The organism is Streptomyces xylophagus (assembly GCF_000716435.1).
GTDB classification, from domain to species: Bacteria; Actinomycetota; Actinomycetes; order Streptomycetales; family Streptomycetaceae; genus Streptomyces; species Streptomyces xylophagus.
In genome coordinates this window covers 456,521-478,845 of sequence record NZ_JNWO01000003.1, presented here as the reverse complement: position 1 = coordinate 478,845, position 22,325 = coordinate 456,521, and the positions used below count along the sequence as shown (strand labels likewise).

20 protein-coding genes and 1 pseudogene are annotated in these 22,325 nt (G+C 70.4%); 10 read left to right on the top strand and 11 right to left on the bottom strand.

What is annotated here, in order from left to right; translation table 11 throughout:
* Positions 1-109: 109 nt before the first annotated feature.
* Complete coding sequence (locus tag OO70_RS09225; protein WP_043666621.1) at positions 110-3,016, bottom strand: helix-turn-helix transcriptional regulator; 2,907 nt, start codon at positions 3,014-3,016, stop codon at positions 110-112.
* Between the two features lie 256 nt (positions 3,017-3,272).
* Between OO70_RS09225 and OO70_RS09220 the strand changes: the two genes are divergently transcribed.
* A complete protein-coding gene (locus tag OO70_RS09220) occupies positions 3,273-4,880 on the top strand; it encodes an amidohydrolase (protein ID WP_043666618.1) in 1,608 nt (535 codons plus the stop codon).
* A 73-nt stretch (positions 4,881-4,953) separates the two neighbouring features.
* Here OO70_RS09220 and OO70_RS09215 read toward each other — a convergent pair whose 3' ends face one another.
* The 3 genes from OO70_RS09215 to OO70_RS52210 all read right to left on the bottom strand — a co-directional run bounded on the left by OO70_RS09215 (position 4,954) and on the right by OO70_RS52210 (position 7,028).
* On the bottom strand, positions 4,954-5,613 hold the full coding sequence (locus OO70_RS09215) for a YceI family protein (protein ID WP_043666613.1): 660 nt from the start codon (positions 5,611-5,613) through the stop codon (positions 4,954-4,956).
* Positions 5,614-5,795: 182 nt separating this feature from the next.
* Complete coding sequence (locus OO70_RS09210) at positions 5,796-6,578, bottom strand: polysaccharide deacetylase family protein (RefSeq protein ID WP_043666610.1); 783 nt, start codon at positions 6,576-6,578, stop codon at positions 5,796-5,798.
* A gap of 78 nt (positions 6,579-6,656) precedes the next feature.
* On the bottom strand, positions 6,657-7,028 hold the full coding sequence (locus tag OO70_RS52210; protein ID WP_234336795.1) for a cytochrome P450: 372 nt from the start codon (positions 7,026-7,028) through the stop codon (positions 6,657-6,659).
* Positions 7,029-7,606: 578 nt separating this feature from the next.
* On the opposite strand from OO70_RS52210, the gene mdcA reads away from it, so the two are divergent.
* Genes mdcA through OO70_RS09170 form a run of 7 tightly spaced genes read left to right on the top strand, consistent with a single transcriptional unit; the run spans position 7,607 to position 14,692 of the window.
* Positions 7,607-9,271 (top strand): malonate decarboxylase subunit alpha, encoded by a 1,665-nt coding sequence (mdcA, locus tag OO70_RS09200; protein WP_043666603.1) that lies wholly within the window; start codon positions 7,607-7,609, stop codon positions 9,269-9,271.
* 17 nt (positions 9,272-9,288) lie between these two features.
* Complete coding sequence (locus OO70_RS09195; protein WP_043666598.1) at positions 9,289-10,176, top strand: triphosphoribosyl-dephospho-CoA synthase; 888 nt, start codon at positions 9,289-9,291, stop codon at positions 10,174-10,176.
* Between the two features lies 1 nt (position 10,177).
* On the top strand, positions 10,178-10,522 hold the full coding sequence (gene mdcC, locus OO70_RS09190; protein WP_043666595.1) for a malonate decarboxylase acyl carrier protein: 345 nt from the start codon (positions 10,178-10,180) through the stop codon (positions 10,520-10,522).
* Positions 10,519-12,330 carry a biotin-independent malonate decarboxylase subunit beta gene (gene mdcD, locus OO70_RS09185; RefSeq protein ID WP_078651313.1) on the top strand — a complete coding sequence of 604 codons (1,812 nt, stop codon included), beginning with the start codon at positions 10,519-10,521 and terminating at the stop codon, positions 12,328-12,330. The genes mdcC and mdcD overlap by 4 nt, the downstream gene beginning before the upstream one ends.
* Positions 12,327-13,007 carry a malonate decarboxylase holo-ACP synthase gene (locus OO70_RS09180; protein ID WP_051740948.1) on the top strand — a complete coding sequence of 227 codons (681 nt, stop codon included), beginning with the start codon at positions 12,327-12,329 and terminating at the stop codon, positions 13,005-13,007. Before mdcD ends, OO70_RS09180 begins: the two co-directional genes overlap by 4 nt.
* Positions 13,004-13,951 (top strand): ACP S-malonyltransferase, encoded by a 948-nt coding sequence (locus OO70_RS09175; RefSeq protein ID WP_043666592.1) that lies wholly within the window; start codon positions 13,004-13,006, stop codon positions 13,949-13,951. Before OO70_RS09180 ends, OO70_RS09175 begins: the two co-directional genes overlap by 4 nt.
* 33 nt (positions 13,952-13,984) lie before the next feature.
* A complete protein-coding gene (locus OO70_RS09170) occupies positions 13,985-14,692 on the top strand; it encodes a GPR1/FUN34/YaaH family transporter (RefSeq protein WP_051740946.1) in 708 nt (235 codons plus the stop codon).
* Positions 14,693-15,225: 533 nt separating this feature from the next.
* On the opposite strand, the pseudogene OO70_RS53665 reads toward OO70_RS09170, so the two are convergent.
* Positions 15,226-15,318: pseudogene (locus OO70_RS53665) on the bottom strand (IS5/IS1182 family transposase); the annotation flags it as partial.
* A gap of 234 nt (positions 15,319-15,552) precedes the next feature.
* Positions 15,553-16,434: a helix-turn-helix transcriptional regulator gene (locus tag OO70_RS09155; protein WP_043666586.1), complete on the bottom strand. Its 882-nt coding sequence runs from the start codon at positions 16,432-16,434 to the stop codon at positions 15,553-15,555.
* Positions 16,435-16,603: 169 nt separating this feature from the next.
* On the opposite strand from OO70_RS09155, the gene OO70_RS09150 reads away from it, so the two are divergent.
* Entirely contained in the window at positions 16,604-17,383 is a 780-nt protein-coding gene (locus OO70_RS09150) for an SDR family NAD(P)-dependent oxidoreductase (protein ID WP_043666584.1), read from the top strand.
* Between the two features lie 104 nt (positions 17,384-17,487).
* Positions 17,488-18,333 carry an SDR family oxidoreductase gene (locus OO70_RS09145; RefSeq protein WP_043666582.1) on the top strand — a complete coding sequence of 282 codons (846 nt, stop codon included), beginning with the start codon at positions 17,488-17,490 and terminating at the stop codon, positions 18,331-18,333.
* A gap of 467 nt (positions 18,334-18,800) precedes the next feature.
* On the opposite strand, the gene OO70_RS09140 is transcribed toward OO70_RS09145, so the two are convergent.
* The 5 genes from OO70_RS09140 to OO70_RS09120 all read right to left on the bottom strand — a co-directional run bounded on the left by OO70_RS09140 (position 18,801) and on the right by OO70_RS09120 (position 22,280).
* The gene (locus OO70_RS09140; protein WP_234336794.1) at positions 18,801-19,670 is read right to left on the bottom strand and encodes a GAF and ANTAR domain-containing protein; all 870 of its coding nucleotides are present in this window, start codon (positions 19,668-19,670) and stop codon (positions 18,801-18,803) included.
* Positions 19,639-20,295: a hypothetical protein gene (locus tag OO70_RS55880; protein ID WP_234336793.1), complete on the bottom strand. Its 657-nt coding sequence runs from the start codon at positions 20,293-20,295 to the stop codon at positions 19,639-19,641. Before OO70_RS55880 ends, OO70_RS09140 begins: the two co-directional genes overlap by 32 nt.
* Positions 20,292-20,717 carry an STAS domain-containing protein gene (locus OO70_RS09130; RefSeq protein ID WP_063749693.1) on the bottom strand — a complete coding sequence of 142 codons (426 nt, stop codon included), beginning with the start codon at positions 20,715-20,717 and terminating at the stop codon, positions 20,292-20,294. The genes OO70_RS55880 and OO70_RS09130 overlap by 4 nt, the downstream gene beginning before the upstream one ends.
* A 490-nt stretch (positions 20,718-21,207) precedes the next feature.
* The gene (locus OO70_RS09125) at positions 21,208-21,657 is read right to left on the bottom strand and encodes a hypothetical protein (RefSeq protein ID WP_199827277.1); all 450 of its coding nucleotides are present in this window, start codon (positions 21,655-21,657) and stop codon (positions 21,208-21,210) included.
* The gene (locus OO70_RS09120) at positions 21,657-22,280 is read right to left on the bottom strand and encodes a hypothetical protein (protein WP_063749692.1); all 624 of its coding nucleotides are present in this window, start codon (positions 22,278-22,280) and stop codon (positions 21,657-21,659) included. Before OO70_RS09120 ends, OO70_RS09125 begins: the two co-directional genes overlap by 1 nt.
* Positions 22,281-22,325 lie beyond the last annotated feature (45 nt).

Genomic DNA, 22,325 nt, shown 5'->3' with positions numbered 1-22,325 from the left:
CCGGAAGCGGAACGGCTTCACCGTAGGAACATCAGCCCCACCCGCATAAGCGGGGGAACCCTTGCGTCGCGTGTTAACTGCGGATGTCACATGAACCGCGGATGACAGGTCAGCGGCGGGTGCGGAGCGCGCGAGGAGCCCGGATGCGACCGGGCTGACTAATCGTCACGGGCTGGGCGGTGGGCTGCTGTTGGTCGTCGTCGCCGACGCTCACGGTCGCCGCGCCGGAGGCGATGACGGCGACCGCCATCGCGTGGGCGAGCGCGGTCCGCGAGCGGACACCCACCTTGCGGTAGACCCGCGACAGGGTGCCCTCCACCGTCTTGACGCTGATGAACAGCTCCGCCGCGACCTCCCGGTTGGTGGCCCCGCCGCCGACCAGTTCGGCGACCCTGGCTTCCGTGGGCGTGAGTTCGGGGCGCCCCTCACCGTCCCGGTCACCGGCCTCCAGACGGGCCAGTTCGTCCCCGGCCCGCGCGGCCAGCGGAACGGCACCGATGTGCGTCGCCGTCTCCAGCGCCTCGCCGAGGGCTGTCCGTGCCGCGTTCCGGTGGCGGGCCCGGCGTTCGACGGCACCGAGTGCGATCAGGGTGCGTACCAGGTCGACGGGCAACGGGAGTTGGCGCAGCCGGTCCACGGCGGTCCGCAGTCGTACCGCCCCCTCCTTCGCCCGGCCGAGACCGGCCTCGCGCAGTCCCTCCGCCCGTTCCAGCGCGGCCAGTACGCTGCCGGGCGCGTCGCCGGACACCCGTGCGCGGGCCTCGTCGATCACCGTCCCGGCCGCGTCCGTCTCGCCCAGCACGACGAGGGCTTCGGCCAGGTCGCTGTACCAGTGCAGCAGGGGCGGATCGGCGGCGGACATGGCGGCGCCGAGTTCCTTGACGCGCTGCAGCGCCTCGACCGCGGCGGCAGCTCCCCGCGGGTCGCCGACGAGCAACTCGGCCTGCCCCAGCACCGCCAGCGCGCGCAGCAGGAACAGCCGGTCGCCGTCCGCCTCCGAGGCCCGCACCGCCTGCTCGGCGAGGTGGCGGGCCTCGTCGGCAGTGCCGCCGGCGGTCGCCGCGAGCGCTGCCGCGTACAGCGCGGGAGCAGCCTGTACGCCGGTCTCGGCCACGGCACGCGTGCAGCGGGCGGCGGTGTGCAGCGCCTCCCGGCAGTACCCGGCGCGCACTTGGATACGGGTGAGTGCCACCAGGGTCGCCATGAATTCCTCGACCCCGGCGAACTCCCCTATTTCCGAGAGGAGTTGAGCGACCCTCTCCTGGGCCTCGGTGACCTTGTCGGAGTCCAGGGCGAGGATCGCCCGCATCCGGATCAGCCCCCAGCTCTCCGGGCCCGCGTCGGCGCCGCCGGTCAGCGCGAGGGCCTCCTCCAACGCGGTGTCGGCCGCGACCGGTTCACCGCCCAGGGAGCGCACCCGGGCGAGAGTGGCGAGCGCCCCGATCCGGGTGTCGGTGTCGCCTGCCAAGGCCGCCTGCCGTGCGGCGCGCCGGGCATGCCGGGCCGCGTCCTCCAACTCCCCGCACAGCAGGCCCCGTACAGCTGCCCAGTGGTGCAACCACGCCTCGGCCTCCGGGTCGCCGTCGGCATCCCGGAGCCCTTCCTCGATCAGGGCGTGCGCGCCCTTCAACGCCTGCCCGGCATTGCGCAGCAGGACCAGCCGCGCCCGCACCCGCTGCCGCGCGGACCCCGACCCGGCGAGCACGGTCTCGGCGGCCTGCCCCGCCTCCTCCAACTGCCCTGCGTCACACGCGTATTCGGCCGCCGCCAACAACCGGTCGGCGCGTTGTACTGGACGTTCGCCGGGAGTGCGCCGGGCCGCGAGCCTGGCCAGTTCGAAGGCGGCGTCGGGCGCGCCGTCGCGCCGGGCGTGCTCGGCCGCGGCCATCAGCGTGCGGGCGGTGGTCTCGTCCTCGTACGGGTGGGCGAGCGCGAGGTGCCGGGCCCGCTCCACGGGCTCGGTGACCGCGTCGGCCAGCAGGGCGTGCGCCTGCCGACGGCCGTGCTCTGTCGCGTCGGCGTACACGGCGGCCCGGATCAGCGGATGCCGGAAACGTACGGTTCCATCGGCGTCGGCCGCCGCGACACCGAGCCGTTCGGCTTCCGCGAGGTCGGCGGCGGGGTCGTGGAGCCCGGCGGTGCGCAGCACGGTGAGAGTGGGATGGGCGGCGGCGCTCGTGACGAGGAGGGTGCGGCGCGCGGATTCCGGCATCGAACGCACCTGGTCCAGGAGCAGGGTGCGCAGCCTTCGGGGTACGGGCAGCGTGCGGCCGAGGCCGACGGCGGCCGCGTCGTTCGGGGCGGTCCGCCCCAACTCCAGTGCGTACCAAGGGTTTCCGGCGGCGGCGTCCTGGACGGCGCGCAGTACCGCCGGTGGTATGTCTGTGTGCAGAAGCTGCGCCACCTCGTCGTCCGTCAAGGGCGGCACGGGCAGTTCGACGCTGCCGGGCGGGCAGCAGTGCGGCCGTTCGGGCTGCTCGCCCTCGGCCACCCGCTCGGCGGCCACGACTCGTACGTCCAGGCCTTGGACACGGCGTACGACGAAGGCGAGCACCTCGACGGTGGGCCGGTCGAGCCACTGGAGGCCGTCGAGGACCAGCAGCACGGGGCCGGTGGCGGCGAGGGCGCGCAGCACTTCGAGCACGGCGACGCGGATCGCGAGCCGGTCGCGGTCACCGCCCGGTTCCCGGCCGCGCAACAGGGCTGCCCGCAACGCCACTTGGGGCTCAGGCGCCAGCGCGTCCAGGCAGCTCTCCGGCACCCGTGCGAACAGGTCGACGAGGCCGGCGAACGGGAGCCGGGCGTCCCCCTCGGCGGGCGAGCAGTGCAACACCGTTCCGGACGGCTGGACATGCGCGGCCGAGGACGCCACGAGGGCGGCGACGAGCACGGACTTGCCGATCCCGGCGGGACCGTACAGCAGTACTCCGTGACGGTTCGTCAACTCGGCCCGGGCGGCGTCGAGCAGCTCGCGGCGCCCGGTCAATGACCGTACTTCCGCGGCACGTTCAGGCATCTCTGCATGTGCTCATGACAACCGTTGCGGAATCGCCTTGTCAATCATGGTCCGGAGTGGCGGACGAGGTCCGTGCGCTTGCCCGTCGTTCGACAGGGACGTGATGCCGATGCTGAAGGATTGGCGCATGATCTCCATTTTTGGCCGCTACTGTGACGTGTTTCCTGCTTCATAAGCCACTGAATATGCGTGAACCAGCTGATCAGCCGTACAACAGCCTGGTCAGCGGATGTCGTGCAGGAAGTAGGAGAGAACGATGACTGATCACGGGGCCGATCTGGTGATCCGGGCCGGTGCGATCCACACACAGGTGCCCGGCCAGGCACCGCAGCGGGCGATCGCCGTGCGCGGCGACCGCATCGCCGCCCTCTCGCCCGACCCGAACGGACTCGACCACTGGGTGAGCGCGCGCACCACGGTGCACGATCTGCCCGGCGCCACGGTACTGCCGGCCTTCGACGACACCCACACCCACCTCATCTACGCCGCGCTCGGCGCGCACGACGTGCCCGTCCACCAGGCCCACGACATCCCCGAGTTCCTGGACCTGATCCGGCAACGGGCCAGGACCACCCCCGAGGGCGAGTGGATCCGCACCACCACCAACTGGCAGGAACTCAACCTGGCCGAGCGCCGCATGCCCACCGCGGCCGAGCTCGACCGGGCGACCGACCGGCACCCGGTCCTGGTCAAGCGCGGCGGCCACAACGACGTCGTCAACACCTACGCGCTGCGCCTGGCAGGCATCACCGAGGACACCCCCGTGCCGCCGGGCGGTGTCATCGGCCGCGGTGCCGACGGCAGGCTCGACGGGCGGCTGATCGACAACGCCATGGGACTGGTGGAGCGTCTGGTCCCGGCCCCGGACCGGACCCGGCGCGTCGACGGACTGCGCCTTGGCTCCGCTCAGTACGCCGCCACTGGCATCGGCACCGTGCGCGACTGCGCGGTCACCCCCGAGGACTACGCCGTGCTCCGTGCCGCCCGCGAGGCAGGGGCGCTCAGCACCCGGATTCGGACCCTGATCTCGGCGCTCGGCATGACCAGTGCGGCCCAGGTGGAGGACCTCCTCGACGTCATGGAGGACTGGCGCGACGACTCCGACCCGTGGCTGCGGGTGTGGGGCGTGAAGTTCGGCCTCGACGGCGGGTTGGAGGCCGGCGCCACCGAGGAGCCGTACGCCTGTGACCACGCCTTCTCCGGCACCCTGATCTGGGAGCCCGACGCACTGGTCGAGGCCGTCGAGTCCGTGGTCCGGCGCGGCTGGCGGGTCGGCACCCACGCCTACGGCGACCGCGCGGTCCGCACCCTCCTGGACGTCTACGAACGCGTCCTCGCCCGCAACCCCGGCCTGCCCGACGGCACGCTGGTGATGGAGCACGGTGGCCTGGCAGGACCCGAACAGCGCGCCCGCGCCGTCGAGTTGGGCATCCCCGTCACCATCCAGCAGCCGCTCCTGCACGACACCGCCGAGGTGGAGGAAGGCTTCTGGGGCCCGGAACGCGTCGCCCGGCTCTTCCCCGCCCGCGGCTGGATCGACCTGGGTGCCCAGGTCAGCGCCGGATCGGACTTCCCCGTAGGCCAGTTCGGCGCGATGCGCTCCGTCTGGGGCATGACCACCCGCCAGACCGTCATCGGCGTCAAGGGCCCCGAACACGCCATCACCTACGACGAGGCCGTCACCCTGCACACCGTCAACGCGGCCCGCCTGTGCGGCGATCAGGACCTGCGCGGCACCCTCACCCCGGGCCGCCTCGCCGACCTCACCGTCTGGGACCAGGACCCCGCGCTCTGCTCCGACGACGCCCTGCGCGACCTGAACCCCGTCCACACGATCGTCGGCGGCCGTCTCGTCACCCGGTAGCGAGGCCGCGCAACGGAAACACACGACTCGCCCGGCACGCAGCAACACGGCGTCCGGGCGAGCAAACGTTCCTTCAGGCGGCCGGCATCGTACGGATCGCAGCGATGTCAAACTGGAGGCGTACCTTCTCGCTCACCATCGCACCGCCCTCGGCCAGTCGGGAGTCGTAGGTCAGACCCCAGTCGGAGCGGTCGATGGTGGTGGTCCCGTCGAAGCCCACGCGCTCGTAGCCGAACGGGTCGGTGACGTGGCCGATGTAGGTGAGTTCCAGGACGACGGGACGGGTCGTGTCCTTGATGGTGAGGTCGCCGAGCATGCGGTAGACATCGTTGCCCGCCATTTGCACCGCGGTGCTGGCGAACCGCATCCGCGGGAAGTTCGCGGAGTCCAGGAAGTCACGGCCGACCAAGTGCGCGTCGCGTTGTTCCACGCCGGTGTCGACGCTTCCGGTGGACACCACGATCTCGGCCTGCGAACGGGCGGGATTGCGGCCGTCGAAGTAGAGCCGGCTTTTGTATTCGGCGAAAGAGCCGCGCACGGTCGTCACCATGGCATGCCGGACGGAGAAGCCGATCCGGCTGTGCGCGGGGTCGATCATCCACTCCCCGGTCAGCGCCGCCAGAGCGGGATCGGGCAGGCCGGACGAGGTGAAAGCCGGTGGGGCGGCCGGACGTCGCGGAGCGGCGGGGGGTGCCGGGCGGCGGAGGGGCGCAGCACGGTTGAACAGGTTCATGTATCACGTAGTTACTGCACGCCTGATATCGCCGCAAGCCTTCATCAGGAACAGACAGCAGCGCGAATCGGCACTGACACGCTTAAATACCGCCACCTCGCGGACCGTTACCACATTTCCCACACATATTCGCCACCTGAAAAGCGGCGACCGCCCATTCGGCGAACCGTTCAACGTGCCGTTCAGCGCACCGGGAACCCGAACGAATACCCCTGCTGCTTCAGCCACGGCAGGATCTCGCGCAGGGCGGCCACGGTCTCGGAGCGGTCGCCGCCGGCGTCGTGGAACAAGATGGTCGGCCCGTTGGGCAGTTCGGACTTGACGGTGGTGATGATGGCGCCGGTGCCCGGGAGTTCGAAGTCCTTGGAGTCGACATTCCAGCCCAGCGGGCGCATCCCCTGCGAGGCGGCGAGGTGTCGGCTGTACGGCGTGAAGGCGCCGCCCGGCGCCCGGTAGTACTCCGGGCGGACACCCCCGGACGCCTTGGTGATCATGCTGGCGGCGTCCAGGATCTCCTTCGACTGATAGGCCTCGGACTTCTTGTCCATCGTGGTGTCGTGCGAGACGGTGTGGTCGCACAGCCGGTGCCCGGCCGCCACCACCGCCTTGACCAGGTCCGGGTGGGCCTCGGCCTGCGTGCCCACCATGCAGAAAGTGGCCTTCACGCCGTACTCCCGCAGGACTTGGAGCACCTCGGGCGTCCAGGTCGGGTCCGGCCCGTCGTCGATGGTGATGTTGACGCCCCGCGCGCCCTTGTCGGAGGCGTGCACGATCTCCTCCGACACGGTCGTCACCCGGGCCGGCGCCGAACTCGACGCGCCGGGGCGGGCGTTGGCTCCATTCCGCTGCGCGTCGACGACTCCGGCCTGCGCGGTCCACACGGAGGTGGCCGCCGCCACCGCCGTCACCCCGACCGCCGCCGCGAGTACCCGGCCGTACCATCCCCGCCCGCCATGCCGCGCCATGTCCGCCCTGTTCCCTGTTCTGTTGCCCGATTCCGTGCATTCGTCAGGACGGTATAAACGAGCGGAAGGATCCCTCTGTTACGGATCACGGACAATTTCGCGGGACTTCCGGGACAGACGACGATCTTGGCCGGCGCAGGGCGAGGTGAAGCGCAGAGCCGTGGTGAGATCCTCGGGCGGTCGAGGGTCAGGTGGTACCGGGTGCACAACAGATGGCAAAGGCCCATCAGTTGGACGGTGCCGATGTTCGCGCCGACGCACATAACAGGTACGGTCCGCCGGCCCGTGCGGCGCGCCCGGCAGGAAACGGTCCGGGTCGAACACGTCCTGCTGCTTCCAGACCTGCTCGTCACGGTGGATCAGATGCGGGCTCAGCAGATACCAATCGCCGGGCTCCAGGCGGGTCTTGCCGAAGTCGAAGAGGAAGTGGTTCCGCCGGACCAGCAGCAACGGCGGAACTCCACCGGGTCCACGGCGCCCAGTTCTTGGCTGAGCCGGCGCTGCCACTGAGGGTTTCAGATGGTGCCAAGTCCCGCCCGGATCGGGCGAGATGAGCCGCAGCAGCTTCACCTCCAAGTCCCGCGTCCGCCGTGTCGGAGGGATACCACCGAACACGTTCTGGGTGATCGGCCGGCCGGTAGGCGCGTGCCGGCTCTAGTCGTTTGCAGGGCATGAAAACGGGGCTCCCCCTGACCCTGTGATGACACCCGCACGAATGCGAGCAGTCCGCACCTCGATCCGCTGGAGGGGGTGTACGGGATGAGGAATCGTGGAGTCAGGCCCTGGACCGCTCCCGGCCGGTGCTGCCGACGATGCCCGGCGATACCGCCCGCCGACAGAAGCCCGCCGCTGGGCTGCGATGGACGCCAAGAGGCTATGCACGTACTGTCATAATGTCCCGATATAAAACATTTGATCCGGTGTGGTGCGCTGCGAAATGTCTTTCTGATCAGGCTGGTTGAGATGTGGCCGACAGGGCAGTCACCGGCAGGGCACACCGTGCCTCGGTTCGCGGGACGGGAGTATCGATGACGACTGCCACACCGACGCACAACGGCCGGAACTGGGCCACGCGAAGAGCTGCCAAGCGGGAACGCCTGGCAGGCGCGAGCGGGCACACCGACGGCAAGTTGATCAGGCCGGACGCACTCGGGGCGCTGCTGGAAGCGGTGATCCGACCGGGCGACAAGGTCGCTCTGGAGGGCGACAACCAGAAGCAGGCCGACTTCCTCTCCCGCACCTTGGCCGGCTGCGACCCGAAGAAGCTGCACGACCTGCACATGCTGATCGGTTCGGTCTCGCGCAGCGAGCACCTGGACCTCTTCGAGCAGGGCATCGCTTCCAAGCTGGACCTGGCCTACGCGGGCCCGCAGAGCGTGCGGGTCGCGCAACTGGTCGCGGACGGCACCGTGTCGATCGGCGCGATCCACACCTACGTCGAGCTGTACGCGCGCATGGTGATCGACCTGCGTCCGGACGTGGCGTTGCTGTGCGCGTCGGCCGCCGACGAGCACGGAAATCTGTACACCGGGCCGAACACGGAGGACACCCCGATCATCGCGGAGGCGGCGGCGTTCCACGACGGCGTCGTCATCGTGCAGGCCGACGAGATCGTCGCCGCGGGGGAGCTGCCGCGCGTGGACATTCCCGGCGACTGGGTGGACCTGGTGGTACAGGCCGACCGGCCGTTCTTCCTGGAGCCGTTGTTCACCCGCGACCCGAAGGGCATCGGGCCGCTGCAGATCCTTCAGGCGATGATCGCGCTGCGCGGGGTCTACGAGCGCCACCAGGTCGTCTCGCTCAACCACGGCGTCGGATTCAGCACGGCCGCCATCGAGCTGATTCTGCCCACCTACGGCGAGCAGCTCGGGCTGAAGGGCAAGATCTGCCGCAACTGGACCCTGAATCCGCACCCGACGCTGATCCCGGCCATCGAGTCGGGCTGGGTCGAGACGATCCACAGCTTCGGCGGCGAGTCCGGGATGAACGACTATGTCGCGGCCCGGCCGGACGTCTTCTTCACGGGCGCGGACGGTTCGCTGCGGTCCAACCGGGTGCTGTGCCAGCTCGCGGGCCAGTACGCGATCGACATGTTCATCGGCTCCACCCTGCAGATGGACTACGAGGGGAACTCCTCCACCGTCACCGAGGGCCGCCTGTCCGGTTTCGGCGGGGCGCCCAACATGGGACACGACCCGCACGGGCGCCGCCACTCCACACCCGCGTGGCTGGACCTGCACCACGGCGAGGGCGCCGGGCTGCGCGGCCGGAAACTCGTCGTACAGATGGCCGAGACCTTCCAGTCCAGCGGCACCCCCACCTTCGTCGAGTCCCTGGACGCGATCAAGGTCGGCAAGGACGCCGGCATGCCGATCACTCCCGTCATGATCTACGGCGACGACGTGAGCCATGTCGTCACCGAAGAGGGAGTGGCCTACCTGTACAAGGCGACCAGCCTGGAGGACCGCAAGGACGCCCTCGCCGCGATCGCCGGCGTCACCGACCTGGGCCGTAGCACCGACGCTTCGACCCTTGAGCGGCTGCGCCGCGACGGCCTGGTGGCGCTCCCCGCCGATCTGAAGGTCGACACCTCGCTGGCCACCCGTTCGCTGCTCGCGGCGCGCAGCATCGGCGACCTGGTCGCCTGGTCCGGGGGCCTGTACAAGCCGCCGGCCCAGTTCCGGAACTGGTGAGGCGAGTGGTGGAAGCCATGACCACCACCGAGACCGTTCGCCCAGGTGTCCTGGCCCCTTCCCGGACGCCCGCGGACACCGTGGCCGAGACACTCGGAGACCTCGCCGGGCAGGCCCTGCGCGAGGAGGCGCTGCTCACCCCCAAGCCCGGCCTCGTCGACCGGCGGGGCGGCGGATCCCATCACGACATGGATCTGCCGGTGCTGCTGGCCTCCGCCGACGCACTCGCCGCGCCGATCGCCGCGTGCGCCCGCGTGGCACAGGTTCTGCCGCTCGGCCCCGCGCTGCGAGCCGAGATCGGTGCCCTGGGACGGGCGGGCGAGCAGCGCATGCTCGACGCCACCGGCGGAGTGAACACCCACCGTGGAGCGCTGTGGGCGCTGGGACTGCTCGCGGCCGGGCTGGCCGCCACCGGCACACTGTCGGCCGCGTCCGGCTTCGCCGCGCGCCTGGCGGACCTCGACGATCCCGCCGTGCCCTCCCGTGACGCCTCGAACGGCGGACGCGTTCGGCTGCGCTACGGCGCACCGGGGGCCATGGGGGAAGCCCGCCGGGGGTTTCCCCACATCACCCGGGTGGCGTTGCCCGCGCTGCTGGCCGCCCGCGCGGCCGGTCACGGCGAGCACACCGCCCGCACGGACGCCCTGCTGGCCTCGATGGCAGCCCTTGAGGACACCTGCCTGCTCCACCGGGCCGGCCCCGAGGGACTGCGGACCGTGCGCGGAGGTGCCCTGGCGGTGCTGCGGGCGGGGGGCTCGGGCACCCCTCACGGCGGGGCGCTGCTCGGGGAACTCGACGCGGTCTGCCGTCTCCGGGGTCTGTCACCCGGTGGCAGCGCCGATGTGCTGGCCGCTGCCCTCTTCCTCGATTCAGCCCTCCCTCTCACCGCGGACAGGAGCAGATGAGATGCGCACCCTGCACTACACCTTCCCCGCCACAACGCCTCCGGCCCGCCGCGCCCACGTCGGCGTGGTCGGATCCGGAGACCTCGAGATCCTGTTGGAACCCGGCGACGATCAGAACGGCTCGACAGACCGGGCACAGGTGACCGTCCGCACCAGCGTCGAGGGGTTCGACGAGGTCTGGCAGACGACCTTGGAGCGCTTCTTCGCCCGTACTCCCGTACGGGGGGCCTGGGAACTCAACGACTCCGCCGCCACTCCGGCGCTCGTCACCCTGCGCCTGCAACAGGCCGCCGAGGCGTCCGGCGCCGCCTCATCCAGCACGGCAGAGGGCGAGGACACGTCATGACCAGTACCACCAGCCACGACAGCGGTGAGCGGAACGAGGTCGCCCGCGCGCTCGGCGCGAGCATCGACGGCCAGTCCATCGACTGGCAGCGCGTACTGCACCGCCACAGCTTCCTCGAACTCGATGCCCTCGGCCGGGCGGAAGCCCTGCTGGACGAGGGCTCGATCCGTGTGCTGTGCGGGCCCTTCGAGCGCCTGGAATCGCCCTGGCTGGAGCCGCAGAACGTGACACCGCAGTCCGACGACGGCGTGATCGTCGCCCGCGGCACGATCGACGGCACCGGCGTCGTGGTCCTCTCCATCGAGCAGGCGTTCCAGGGCGGCGGCACCGGCGAGGTCTCCGGCGCCAAGATCTCCCAGGCGCTGCGACTGGCGGCGGCGGACAGCCGTAGCGGTACGCCGGTCCCGGCCGTACTGCTGTTGGAGACCGGAGGGGTGCGCCTCCAGGAGGCCAACCTCGGGCTCAACGCGGTGGCGGAGATCTGCTCCGCGCTGCTGGAGCTGCGCCCGCTGGCACCGGTCGTCGGCGTCGTGGCGGGGTCGGTCGGTTCCTTCGGCGGTATCAGCATCGCCACCGGACTCTGCACGCACGTCGTCGTCACCCCGGAGGCCAGGATCGGGCTCAACGGCGCGGCCGTCATCGAGCAGGAAGCCGGCGTCGAGGAGTTCGACTCCTCCGACCACGCCCTGATCTGGGCGGTCGACGGCGGCGAACAGCGCCGCCGCACCGGCCTGGCCGACACCCTGGTCGTCGACGACGCCGACGCGTTGCGCGACGCCGTACGCCAGGCCGTCGCGGCCGGAACCACCCGGCCGGGCGCACATCGCAGTGAGCGACTCGACGTCCTGGACGCCCGCCTGGCCACGATCGACCCCGCGAACCCGCCCGAGCCCGCCCGACTGCGCGAGATGTGGGGCGACACCTACGACATGCCGCCCACCGGGCCCGCGACCACGCACCGCGGCAGCGACGTACAGCCCCAGGCCGGGACCACTCACTCCTCCATGACACCCAGTCGGCGGGGACGTACCTGGATCACTGCCCTGTCCGGCACCACCCCGCGCCCGGTGATCGATTCGGTACTGCGCGCGGACACCGACGAAGCCGTCTACCTGGCCGTCGTCCCCGACCCCGACAACCACTTCTACCGGGCCCGGCAGGGGCAGGTCGGCGTCACCGAATCCGCGGCGCTCGCCCGCACGATGCGGGAGATCACCGCCGAGGACGACGGCCGTGCCGAGCGCCGTGCGATCGTCGCCGTCGTGGACCTGCCGAGCCAGGCGTACGGCCGGATCGAGGAGATGGCCGGCCTGCACCAGGCCATGGCCTCGGCCGTCGACGCCACCGAGGCGGCCCGCGTCGCCGGACACCCGCTCATCACCCTCGTCGTCGGACAGGCGCTGTCCGGCGGATTCCTCACCCACGGACTGCAGGCCTCCCAGATCCTCGTCCTCGACGACCCCGGCGTGGAGATCCACGCCATGCACAAGGAGGCCGCCGCGCACATCACCCTGCGCACCGTCGACGAACTCGACCGACTCGCCAAGAAGATCCCACCGCTGTCCTACGACGTCCGCGACTGGGCCACGCTCGGCTTCTGCGACGGCCTGCTCAGTGTCGAGGACGCCGACACTCCGACCGAGGGCGATGTGCGCTCCGTCGCACGGGACATCGCGGACGCCGTCACCCGAGCCCGTTCCGGCCCCACCGACCTCTCCAACCGCCTGGAATCCGTACAGGCGAAGAAGGTCAGAAAAGCCTCCAGGACCGTGCGCGACACACTGGCCCGGCAGTGGAACGAGCAGTGACCGACGAAGACGGCACCCGTGCACATGACCTGATCCGGCTCACGGACCCGGCCGTGCTCCTGACCGGCACCGAGCCGGACTGGGTCGCCCGGTCGCTGCTCACCACCCCCTGGGTGGTCGTCCGCCGCGCCGAAGCACCGCCCGGCCACCTGCCCGTCGGCGTGCGCGGTACGGCCCGGCACGAACGGCACGCCGCCCGGATCCCGCTACGAGCCGCCGCCCGTACCGTCCGACCCGAAGAGCTCAGACCCGGGGACGGCACCGACCGGACACCGGCGCTGGCCGCCCTGCGTCAGATCGGCCCATTGCTGGACGAACTCGGCCTCCCCTGGGGCCCAGTGGGCAGCGTGGGCTTCGAGAGGGCCACCGGTCGGCCGGTCACCACAGCGGCCAGCGACCTCGACCTCATCGTCCGTACCGAGACGCTGCCCACACCCGCCTGGGCAGCCGGCCTCCACAACCGCCTCTCGGACCTGCCGGCCCGCGTGGACTGTCAGATCGAGATGCCCGCCGGAGCCGTCGCCCTTGCCGAACTGGCCGCCGGCCCAGCCCAGTTGCTCCTGCGGACCCGCAACGGACCCCGCCTGACCACGTATCGCCAGGAGCACGCCCCCACCGTGCCCCCGGCCGATCGCCGCCCGCACCGCGATCCGCAGAGCGTCCCGGAGCGGCCATGAGCATCGCGCTCCTGTTCCCCGGACAGGGCTCTCAGTACGCCGGGATGCTCCAGCACCTGCCCCGGACGCCCGCTGCCGCCCGGACCTACGAGCAGGCGCGCGACATCCTGTCCACGCTCGAAGGCGTTCCCTCACCCCTGGACACCGCGGACGCCCTGGAGTCGACCACCAACGCCCAACTGGCCCTGCACGTGGCCGCGGTGGTCACCGCCCGCGCGCTGACCGACGACCACGGACTGGCCGTCGACGCCGTCGCGGGTCACTCCGTGGGCGCCTTCGCGGCCGCGGTCGTGGCGGGCGTCCTCGGCCTCGACGACGCCCTGCACGCGCTCCAGGTCCGGGGCATCGGCATGGAAGCCGCCTGCGCCGAAGGATCATGGACCATGGCCGCCCTGCGCGGCCTGCCCGCTCCCGCCGTGCAACGACTCCTGGACGACGTGACCACCCGCGCCGACCCACTCTGGATCGCGAACATCAACGCCCCCGACCAGATCGTCGTCAGTGGCACCCGCGGCGCACTCGACACGCTCCGCCGCCACGCGCCGGCCGCGGGCGCCAGTGCGCTCACCCTCCTGGACGTCACCATCGCCTCCCACTGCCCCCTGCAAGCCGACACCGCACGCGCCGTCGCCCACGCGCTCGCCCGGGTCACCCCCGGAGAACAGCGACTCGCCTACTTCGCCAACACCACCGGCAGACGGCTCCTGCACGCCACCGACAAGATCCTCGACGACCTCGCGCAAGCGGTCCGACAACCGGTCCGCTGGTACGACGTCGTACGGCTCATGCCCGAAGTCGGTGTCACCGCGACCCTCCAGGTCTCGCCCGGCCACGTCCTCACCGCCCTGGCCGCGCGGGAGAACCCGTCGATGACCAACGTCGCCCTCGACGACATCGGCATCACCGCCGCCGTGCACCGAGCACGCCGGGCGGCAGGGCCCTGACCCACCCGCGACAGCCCACGCCCGGAGGAGACCATGAGCACGCCGTCGAGTGACCCCGCGCACCATCCCCCGTACGATCCCGCCGTCCTTCCGCGGACCCGTGTGACCCTGCGGCCCATCGGCACCAGCCTGCCCCTGGGCTACCTGGCCTTCGCGCTCGGCATGATCGTCCTGGCGGCCGACAGCCTGGGCTGGGTCAAGAACGAACAGCTGCTGGTCGGCGTGCTGTTGGCCAGCTACGTCTTCCCGCTCCAGCTCATCGCCACGATCATGGCCTTCCTCGGCCGCGACACCGTGGGCGCGACCATCCTGGGCCTGTTCACCACGAGCTGGCTGGCATTCGGCCTCCTCGACATCGTCAGCCGCCCCGGATCCACGCCTACCGTGCTCGGCCTGTTCTCCCTCTCCTTCGGCGTTGTCGTCGCGGGCCTGGCCGTCGTCGCCTCCCACGCCAAACCCCTCTTCGCCGCCGTCCTCACCCTGTGCTCGGCGCGCGCCGTCCTCGACGGGCTCCACAACCTGACAGGCTCATCCGCTCTCCAACTCGCGGCGGGCTGCGTCGCACTGGCCGCCACTCTGGCCGCCGCCTACCTCGGCTTCGCCCTGCTGATCGAGAACGCCTGGCCCCATGCCGTCCTCCCCCTGCTGCGACGCGGCGAAGCAGCGGCCGCCCTGGACGGCAAGCTCAGCGCCACTCGGCCCGGACTCACCGGCGAACCTGGCGTCCGGGAGCAACTCTGAGAAGCTGTTGTCCTTCCGGGCTCGAGGACTGCGTTTCCGCTGGTCGGGCAAGGGTCGGCGATCCCGTGGGAGTTGTGGTCCGGCGTGCTGTCGTTGCCCGGGAGGCCGTGGATGCCGTCGGTGGCCGGGCTGTTGGAGCACCGTGAGCTGGGTGCTCGCCGTCGTGGGCGAGACGCCGCCTGGACCGAAGGGACCGCGCCGGGCGCCGAGGAGCAGTCCGGAAAGCCGCCGCAGGTGCCGGAGGGCCGCGAAGACGAAGTCGCAGGTCCCGATGTGGCGTGAGGGGCTGCCGTGGTCGGTGCTGCAGGTGGACCACCAGCGCATCCTGCAGGTGCTCGCGAACCGGGCCCGTCTCCCTCAAGGGCCGCTGACTTGCCAGGAGATGGCCGTGGCGTTCGGCATGGACATGAGGCCGGCACGGGTGGAGGCACTGCGGTCGAAGGCGAAACGCATGGTCGCGTGCGGCTGGCCGGCCGAGCAGCAGCCGGGCCGGTTCACGCCGGCTGTGGGCGTGGCCGGGCCGGGTGGCCGGTGCGCATCAGGTGGGCGAAGAACCGCTCGACGATCCACCGCTTGCGCACCACCACGAACCCCTTCTGATGGTCGCCGCGTTTGACGATCGTCAGCACCGGCGCGAGCGTGGCCAGGCAGTGGACGATGAGGCTGCCGGAGCCGACGACGGCGTCCGCCTTGACCGACTGCGAGTCGATCACCCCGGCCGACGGCTCCGCATCCCGCACCGGCCTCTCGCGGATCCTCGTACGCAACCGGTCGTGGAACTCCCATGTCTTGTGGCGGAATCCAGGCGTGTTGACCCCTACCAACGAGATGGCCTGGCGATGGATGACCGGCCTCCGAGCTCAGTCCTTCCGCGTGATCCCTTCGGTCAGCTGCTCGCCGGACGTGTGGGTCCAGCTGGCGAGGATGTCGAGGGCCTCTGCGGAGGGTGAAGCGGGTTCAGGGGTGAGGATGGTGAGGTTCTGGTCGGGGTCGCCCTCGACGGAGAGGACGACGTAGTCGAGGGTGAGGTCGCCGACCAGCGGGTGGTGGAGGCGTTTGGTGCCGTTGGTGTGGGCGAGGACGTCATGGTCGGCCCACATACGGCGGAAGAAGTCGCTCTGCACGGACAACTCTCCGATCAACTCGGTGAGTTGGGGATCGTCGGGATGGCGTCCGGCGTACAGGTGCAGCGTGGCCACGCAGTCGCTGGCGGCCGTCTCCCAGTAGTCGGCGTACAGGGCGTGGGCGGCCTCGTCGAGGAAGACGTAGCGGGCGAAGTTGCGCTCGCGGTGGGGCCGGGCCTGGAAGTCGGTGAAGAGGGCGTGGCCGAGCCGGTTGGCGGCCAGGACGTCCATACGTCGGCCCAGGACGATCGCGGGCGTGCCGAGTGAGTCCAGGGCCCGGTACAGGACGGGGCGCACCCGTTGCGGACTGAGCGGTCGCCTGCGGCGGACCTGGGTCTCGGTGGGCCGGGCCAGATCGAAAAGGTGGGCGCGTTCGGTGTCGTCCAGTTGCAGGGCGCGGGCCACGGCCTCCAGGACCGCGTGGGAGACGCCCTGGGTACGGCCCCGTTCCAGGCGGACGTAGTAGTCGACGCTGACCCCGGCGAGCTGGGCGACTTCCTCGCGCCGCAGCCCCGGGACCCGGCGGGCGCCCGGCTGTGGGGCGAGGCCTGCCTGTTCGGGGGTGACCCGGGCCCGGCGGGTACGCAGGAACTCCCGGATCTCGACGCTGCGGTCCATGAATCCACCGTACGGCCGCCCCCGACCGTCGGCTGCCCGGAAAGGGGTACTGCCGGACCCCCGGTGGAAGGGTGCCCTTTACGGCGTCCCGGGCGGGGTCGGCGGGTGGTTGCCTGGATTACGGGCCCACCGCACCAAGCACCCCGCCCAGAGAACAGGACACCCCCCCATGGCTCCCTCGACCTCATCGAAGCTGACCGGCACCGTCGCGCTCGTCACCGGCGCGAGCAGCGGTATCGGCGCCGCCACCGCCCGCCTGCTGGCCGAACACGGAGCCTGTGTGTCGCTCGTGGCCCGCCGCAAGGAACGGCTGGACGACCTCGCCGCCGAGATCGAGAAGGCGGGCGGAACGGCCCTGGTGGTGGAAGCGGACATCACCGACCGCACCCAGGCCGAAACCGCCGTACAGCGGTCCGTCGAGCACTTCGGACGGCTGGACACCCTGGTCAACAACGCCGGCCTGATGCTGCTGGGCCCGGTCGTCGGTGCGGACGCCGAGGAGTGGGAGCGGATGATCGCCGTCAACGTCCAGGGCCTGCTCTACACCACCCGCGCCGCTCTCCCGCACCTGCTCAAGGCAGCCGACGAGAGCCCGCGCCGGGTCGCCGACATCGTCAACATCAGCTCGATCGCCGGCCGCGTGGCATGGAACGGATACGGCGTCTACAACCTCACCAAGTTCGGCGTGAACGGGTTCACCGAGTCCCTGCGCCAAGAAGTCACGCAGCGGCACGTGCGCGTCGGTGTTCTGGAACCAGGTGGCGTGGACACCGAGCTGGGCTCGCACAACGACCACAAGGCGGAGGTCCGAGAAGCGATCGGCACCTTCTACGAGCAGACCGAGGTCCTCCGCCCCGAGGACATCGCCGACGGCGTCACCTACATGGTCACCCGCCCCCGCCACGCCTCCGTCGCGGAGCTGTGGATCATGCCCACCGACCAGGCTTGACCGGTCGAGGTCCTGGCCTCATCTGTCGCCCGGCCACCTGCCAGGTCATCACCCATCACCACCACACCGGGTGCCGGGACACCGCACCTGAAAAGGAATCCCTCATGAGCAAGGTCATTTTCGTCACCGGTGCCGGACGCGGTCTGGGCACGGACATCGCCCGCGAGGCCCTCGCCGCCGGCCACCAGGTCGTCGCCACCGGCCGCCGCCCTGGAGAAGTCGAGAAGACTCTGGGCGGGCCGCGGGACGATCTTCTGGTCACCAAGCTGGACGTCACCAGCCTGGAGGACGCCGAGGCCGCCGCGCGGGCCGCTGTCGACCGCTTCGGCCGCATCGACGTCCTCATCAACAACGCCGGGAATTTCTTCGCCGGCTACTTCGAAGAGATCACACCCGACCAGATGCGCCAGCAGATCGAGACCAACCTCTTCGGCCCCATGAACGTCACCCGCGCCGTCCTGCCCGTCCTGCGCAAGCAGCGCGCCGGCCACATCATCACGCTTTCCTCCTCCGCCGGTCTGATCGGCCAGGAGTTCTGTGTCGCGTACGCCGCCTCCAAGTTCGGCGTGGAGGGCTGGATGGAGTCGCTGCGCTACGACGTCGAGCCGTACAACATCCACACCACGGTCGTGGAGCCGGGCTTCTTCCGCACCGAGTTGCTCGTCGACGGCTCCACCATCTGGCCCGAGCCGACCATCGACGACTACGCCGAGCGCACCAGGGCCACCGTCGCGGCCTGGAAGAGCATGAACGGTCAGCAGACCGGCGACCCCGCCAAGCTCGCCCGCGCCCTCCTGACCATCGCAGACCAGGACAAGCCCCCGCTGCGCTTCGTCGCCGGCGCCGATGCCATCGAAGGCGTCGAAGCCAAGGCCGGGGAACTCCTGGCACAGGCCCAGGCATCCCGCGAACTGGGCGGCGACCTGGCGTACGACGAGACCAACGCCTGAGCACCAGTCAGTGACAGAGTCACACATCGGGCGGCCCGGGCCGCCCGATGACGGGTGTCCTCGTTTTCGAAGCCGCAGCCATCCTCACAGGTCAGCCAACGGAAGTGCTCGCAATTGGGCTTGCGATCGCTCTGGCGTTTGAGATTGTGGGTGGGCTAGTCGGCTCTCCCGGTGACGAGGTCGCCCACAGGTTTCGCCGGAGTCATGCCGGGATGAAGCGCGGCCACCAAGGTGGAACGTTGGCCGGGCACAACGGGGTGGGGTAGGAGTCCGGCATGCCGAGCCGTGTGACAAGGAACCAGGCGAACCACAGGGTGAAGACGAGCCCTGCGATAAAGGCCGTCCTGCGATGACGTTTCCCGAGGGTGTTGTCCAGGATCACCCACGGAACCGCAGCGGTGATCCATGTCGCACCGCGCGAAACCCTGGGTGGAAGCGGGAGTTCCCGAACTCTGCGGTGGTTGCCGTCAGTTCACGAGTCGGTGATAGCCGGGCGGAGAGGCCCCCGCACCACGATCTGCTGGTGCCGGCGGACTGAGGTGCGTTGGGAGGTCGGTCGCGGGTGGTCGGACGATGAGGCCGTTGAGGGGTTCGGTGCCGTCGACGAAGGTGCGAGCGAGATCGGACAGGCGGCGGTTGTGGGCGCGGGCGTAGGCGCGCAGTGCGGAGAAGGCCTGTTCCGTGTCGATGTGGAGGCGTTCGGCGAGTTTGCCCTTGGCTCGTTCGATCAGGATGCGGTTGCTCAGTGCGGTCTGGAGTTGTTCGGCGAGGATCGTGTTGCGGTGGGTGGTGCGTTGTTGCAGGAGGCTGATGGTGGCGATGTCGGCGAGGGCCTGAGCGATGAGGGTGCCGGCCGGGTCGAAGGGGCCGGCGTCGGTGTGGAAGAGGTTCAGGGCGCCGACGGTCTCGTTGCGCAGGCGCATCGGTATGGCCTGGACCGCCGCGAACCCACTGTGGCGGGCGTGTGCGGTGAAGTGTGGCCAGCGGTGGATCTCTGTGGTCACGTCGGGGACGGAGATCAGTGTGCCGGTGCGGAAGCTGTCCAGGCAGGGGCCTTCGTCGTTCTGGAGCTGGAAGAGCTCGAGCAGGCGTGCCTGTTCGCTGGAGGTGGCCATCACTCGGAGTTCGCCGTTGCGGTCGGCGATCAGTACCCCTGCCGCGCTCACCCCGAGCATGCCGACGCAGCGGTCGGTCAGCAGGCACAGGAAGTCCATCAGGTCGAAGTCGGCGACCAGATGGTCGGCCAGCTCGACGAACGTCTGGGACAGGAGCTGCTGGTCCCATGTGCGCACTCTTGCCGCCCCGTTACTGGATTCGTGCACGGTGTGCGAGGTCACTTGGGTTCTCCGTCGTCCGCTCGCTGAGGGGAAGGACCAGTGCCCGCAGCACGGTTGGGCCCGGTTGCCGGTAGAGCAGGCCGATGTCGTGCCATCCTCGTGACCGGAATCCGGCGCAGGCCGCGCGGTGGGTGCGGTCCACCAGGGTGGTGGCGAGATGTGCCGGGTGGTCGGCGAGCAGCAGTTCCTGGAGACGGTCGGCCAGGCCGTGATTGCGCTCGGAGGGGCGGATTACGATCTCGCTGATGGCGAAGACCCGTCCGGACGCGGTGAGTTGCTCGACGTCTTCCGGGAGTGGTCCGCGGAATCCGCTCCACCAGGAGCCGTCGCGCGCTATGGGGAATCCGGATGCGTAGCCGATCAGGGCGGGTGCCTGCGCGGTCAGGGTGGTGAACCCCGGTCGCCAGGTGTCGCGGGTGAGGCGGCGCAGGAAGTCCTTGCGGCCGTGGTGCTCCCAGCTGGGCGTGGTGGCGCAGGACTCCGCGTACAGGTCCGCCATGTCCTCGCGCAGGCCCTCGGTCTGCCAGCGGTTGAGCCGGCGCAGGTGCAAAGGCGTCGTGCGCGCGGCGAGCGGCCGGTGGCCTGAACGGCCGCCCGGTCGGGCCGACTTGGGCGGGGCCGTCACAGCACACGGCCCGGGAGAGTGGGCAGGCCCGGAAGGAGCTGATACGAGGCCGCATGCGAGGGGGAGAGCTGCGGGGGTGGCCGGGTGCCGGCGAGGGCATCCGGGAGGGTGCGGAAGAGGAAGCCGGAGCCGGTGAGGGCGACGAGGCGTTCCAACGCCGGGCCGGGGTGGTGCAGTTGCAGGGATCCGCCGGCCGCGACCGTGTGCAGCAGGGCGTAGAGGAAGGCGTTGAGGCCCATGGAGTCGCGGAAGGTCACGGTGGTGACATCGACGTCGATGGCGCGGATGCCGTCGTGCAGGCACCGCTCCAGTGACGCGTGCACCAGGGGCGCCGAGGTGAGGTCGATCTCGCCGGTCAGGGTGATCAGCGTCCGGTTGTCGGTGTCGTGCCGGTGGACGTGCAGGACGGGTGGGATGCCCATGGGCGGGGTGCCTCGGTTCACGAGACCGTGCCGGGCTCCCGGTACGGTCTTAACTGTCGTGCGGGCAGGTGAACGACCGGTCCGGCAGCCGACATTGCGGGAGCGTGGGACCCAGCCGGTTTCCTCGGGGATGCGTGCGGCGAGGGGACGATTGATCCGCTCTCCACAGGCACGTGCGCCAAGCAGCAGTGGCCCGCCGGGGTCTGGGACGTCCGTACCCAGCATATTCCTCGGGCCCGTTGCGTGGTTGGCCCCGGAGAGGGGTACCACGATGTTTACACAGCGCTGATTGGACGGCTCCGATGGCCTTCCGCCCTCGACAGGGGGCACGGTCCTTCCCGGCCGACCTGAGCGGGCTCCTTACCCACGACAGCGATGCGGGTGACCGCTCGGATGCCCCTGATTCCAGAACACAGCCGCCGCAGTCCGGCCGGTGCGGTGTGCGCACCGTTCTCCTGCGGCGGCTGTGTTTTCTGCGGGGAGGGCAGTGTTAGTGGCCGGTTGGTGCCGGCATGTGCAGCAGTCGTTCGGTGATCTCCCGGTACTGCCGGAGCGTGAGCCGTAGTTCCTCGGTCTGCGGGTCCGTGTCCTGGTCCTGCCAGCCTGCGCGCAGGACGCGGCGCCGTTCTGCGAGGCTGTCGGTGAACTGGGTGACGACCTCGTCGAAGACGGCGTCGGCTTCTTCTACCGCCTGGCGAGGGTCGTCGACGAAGGTGTTCAAGGCCTGCTGGAGACGCAGGGGGAGCTTGTCCCGGTCGCCCGGTGGGACAAGCTCCGGGGCGGGTTTACGACCGGGACTGTCGGTGCTGGTGCTGGTGCTGGTGCCGGGCTCGCGCGAGGCATGACCGGATTGGGTGTGGAGTGTCTGCGGAGCGCGCCTCGTCGCGGGATCCGGGGCCCCGGGTTGGGGTTGCCGTGCGTGTTCGGCGCTGTGCGACATCAGGTGCTGCTTCCCTTCGTGGGGCGTCGGTTCAGTGCCAACGGCCAGTGGCCGTTGCCGTCGGGAGACGGCGGGAGGCGCCGGTCGCCGTCTCCTGCCTGTTCGGCGACCAGCGTCTCGAAAAGGCTCCGGGCATCGAGCATGGCCTCCCGCATTTCCTCGGTGTCGCCCTGGCCGTGTGCCGCCGTGTGCACGTTGCGGTAGCCGTGGACGTGGGCGGCGTGGTGGACGGAGAGGGCGGCGAGCTGGTCGTCGAACTGTTGGCCGTCGGGGAAGCCGCGGTCCCTCGCCAGATCTGCGAGGAGTGCGTCGGCCGCGGTGACGGCCTTCTGGGGCGAGTCGACGAACTGTTCCTGGATGTCGGCCCATTGAGCTACGTACTGTGCGCGGGCCTCGGGCGACAGCGGCTGCTCCTGGAGGGAGCCGTGCCGCTTGACGCGTTCGCCGAGTTCCTGCTCGGCGGCCTTGGTGTCGCCGTCGTGGTCGGCGACGGCACGGTCGTACTCGGGTCCGAAGCGGTGCTTGAGCCCGCGCCCGCCGTCGGCCCGGATGCGTCCGCGTCCGACGATGAAGAAGACGGCCGCCGCGATGACGATCACGGCGATGATCACGATGGTGAGCATGGCGGCCTTCTCCGGCTCTCGGCTCGTAGGGTGTTCGGTTTCATG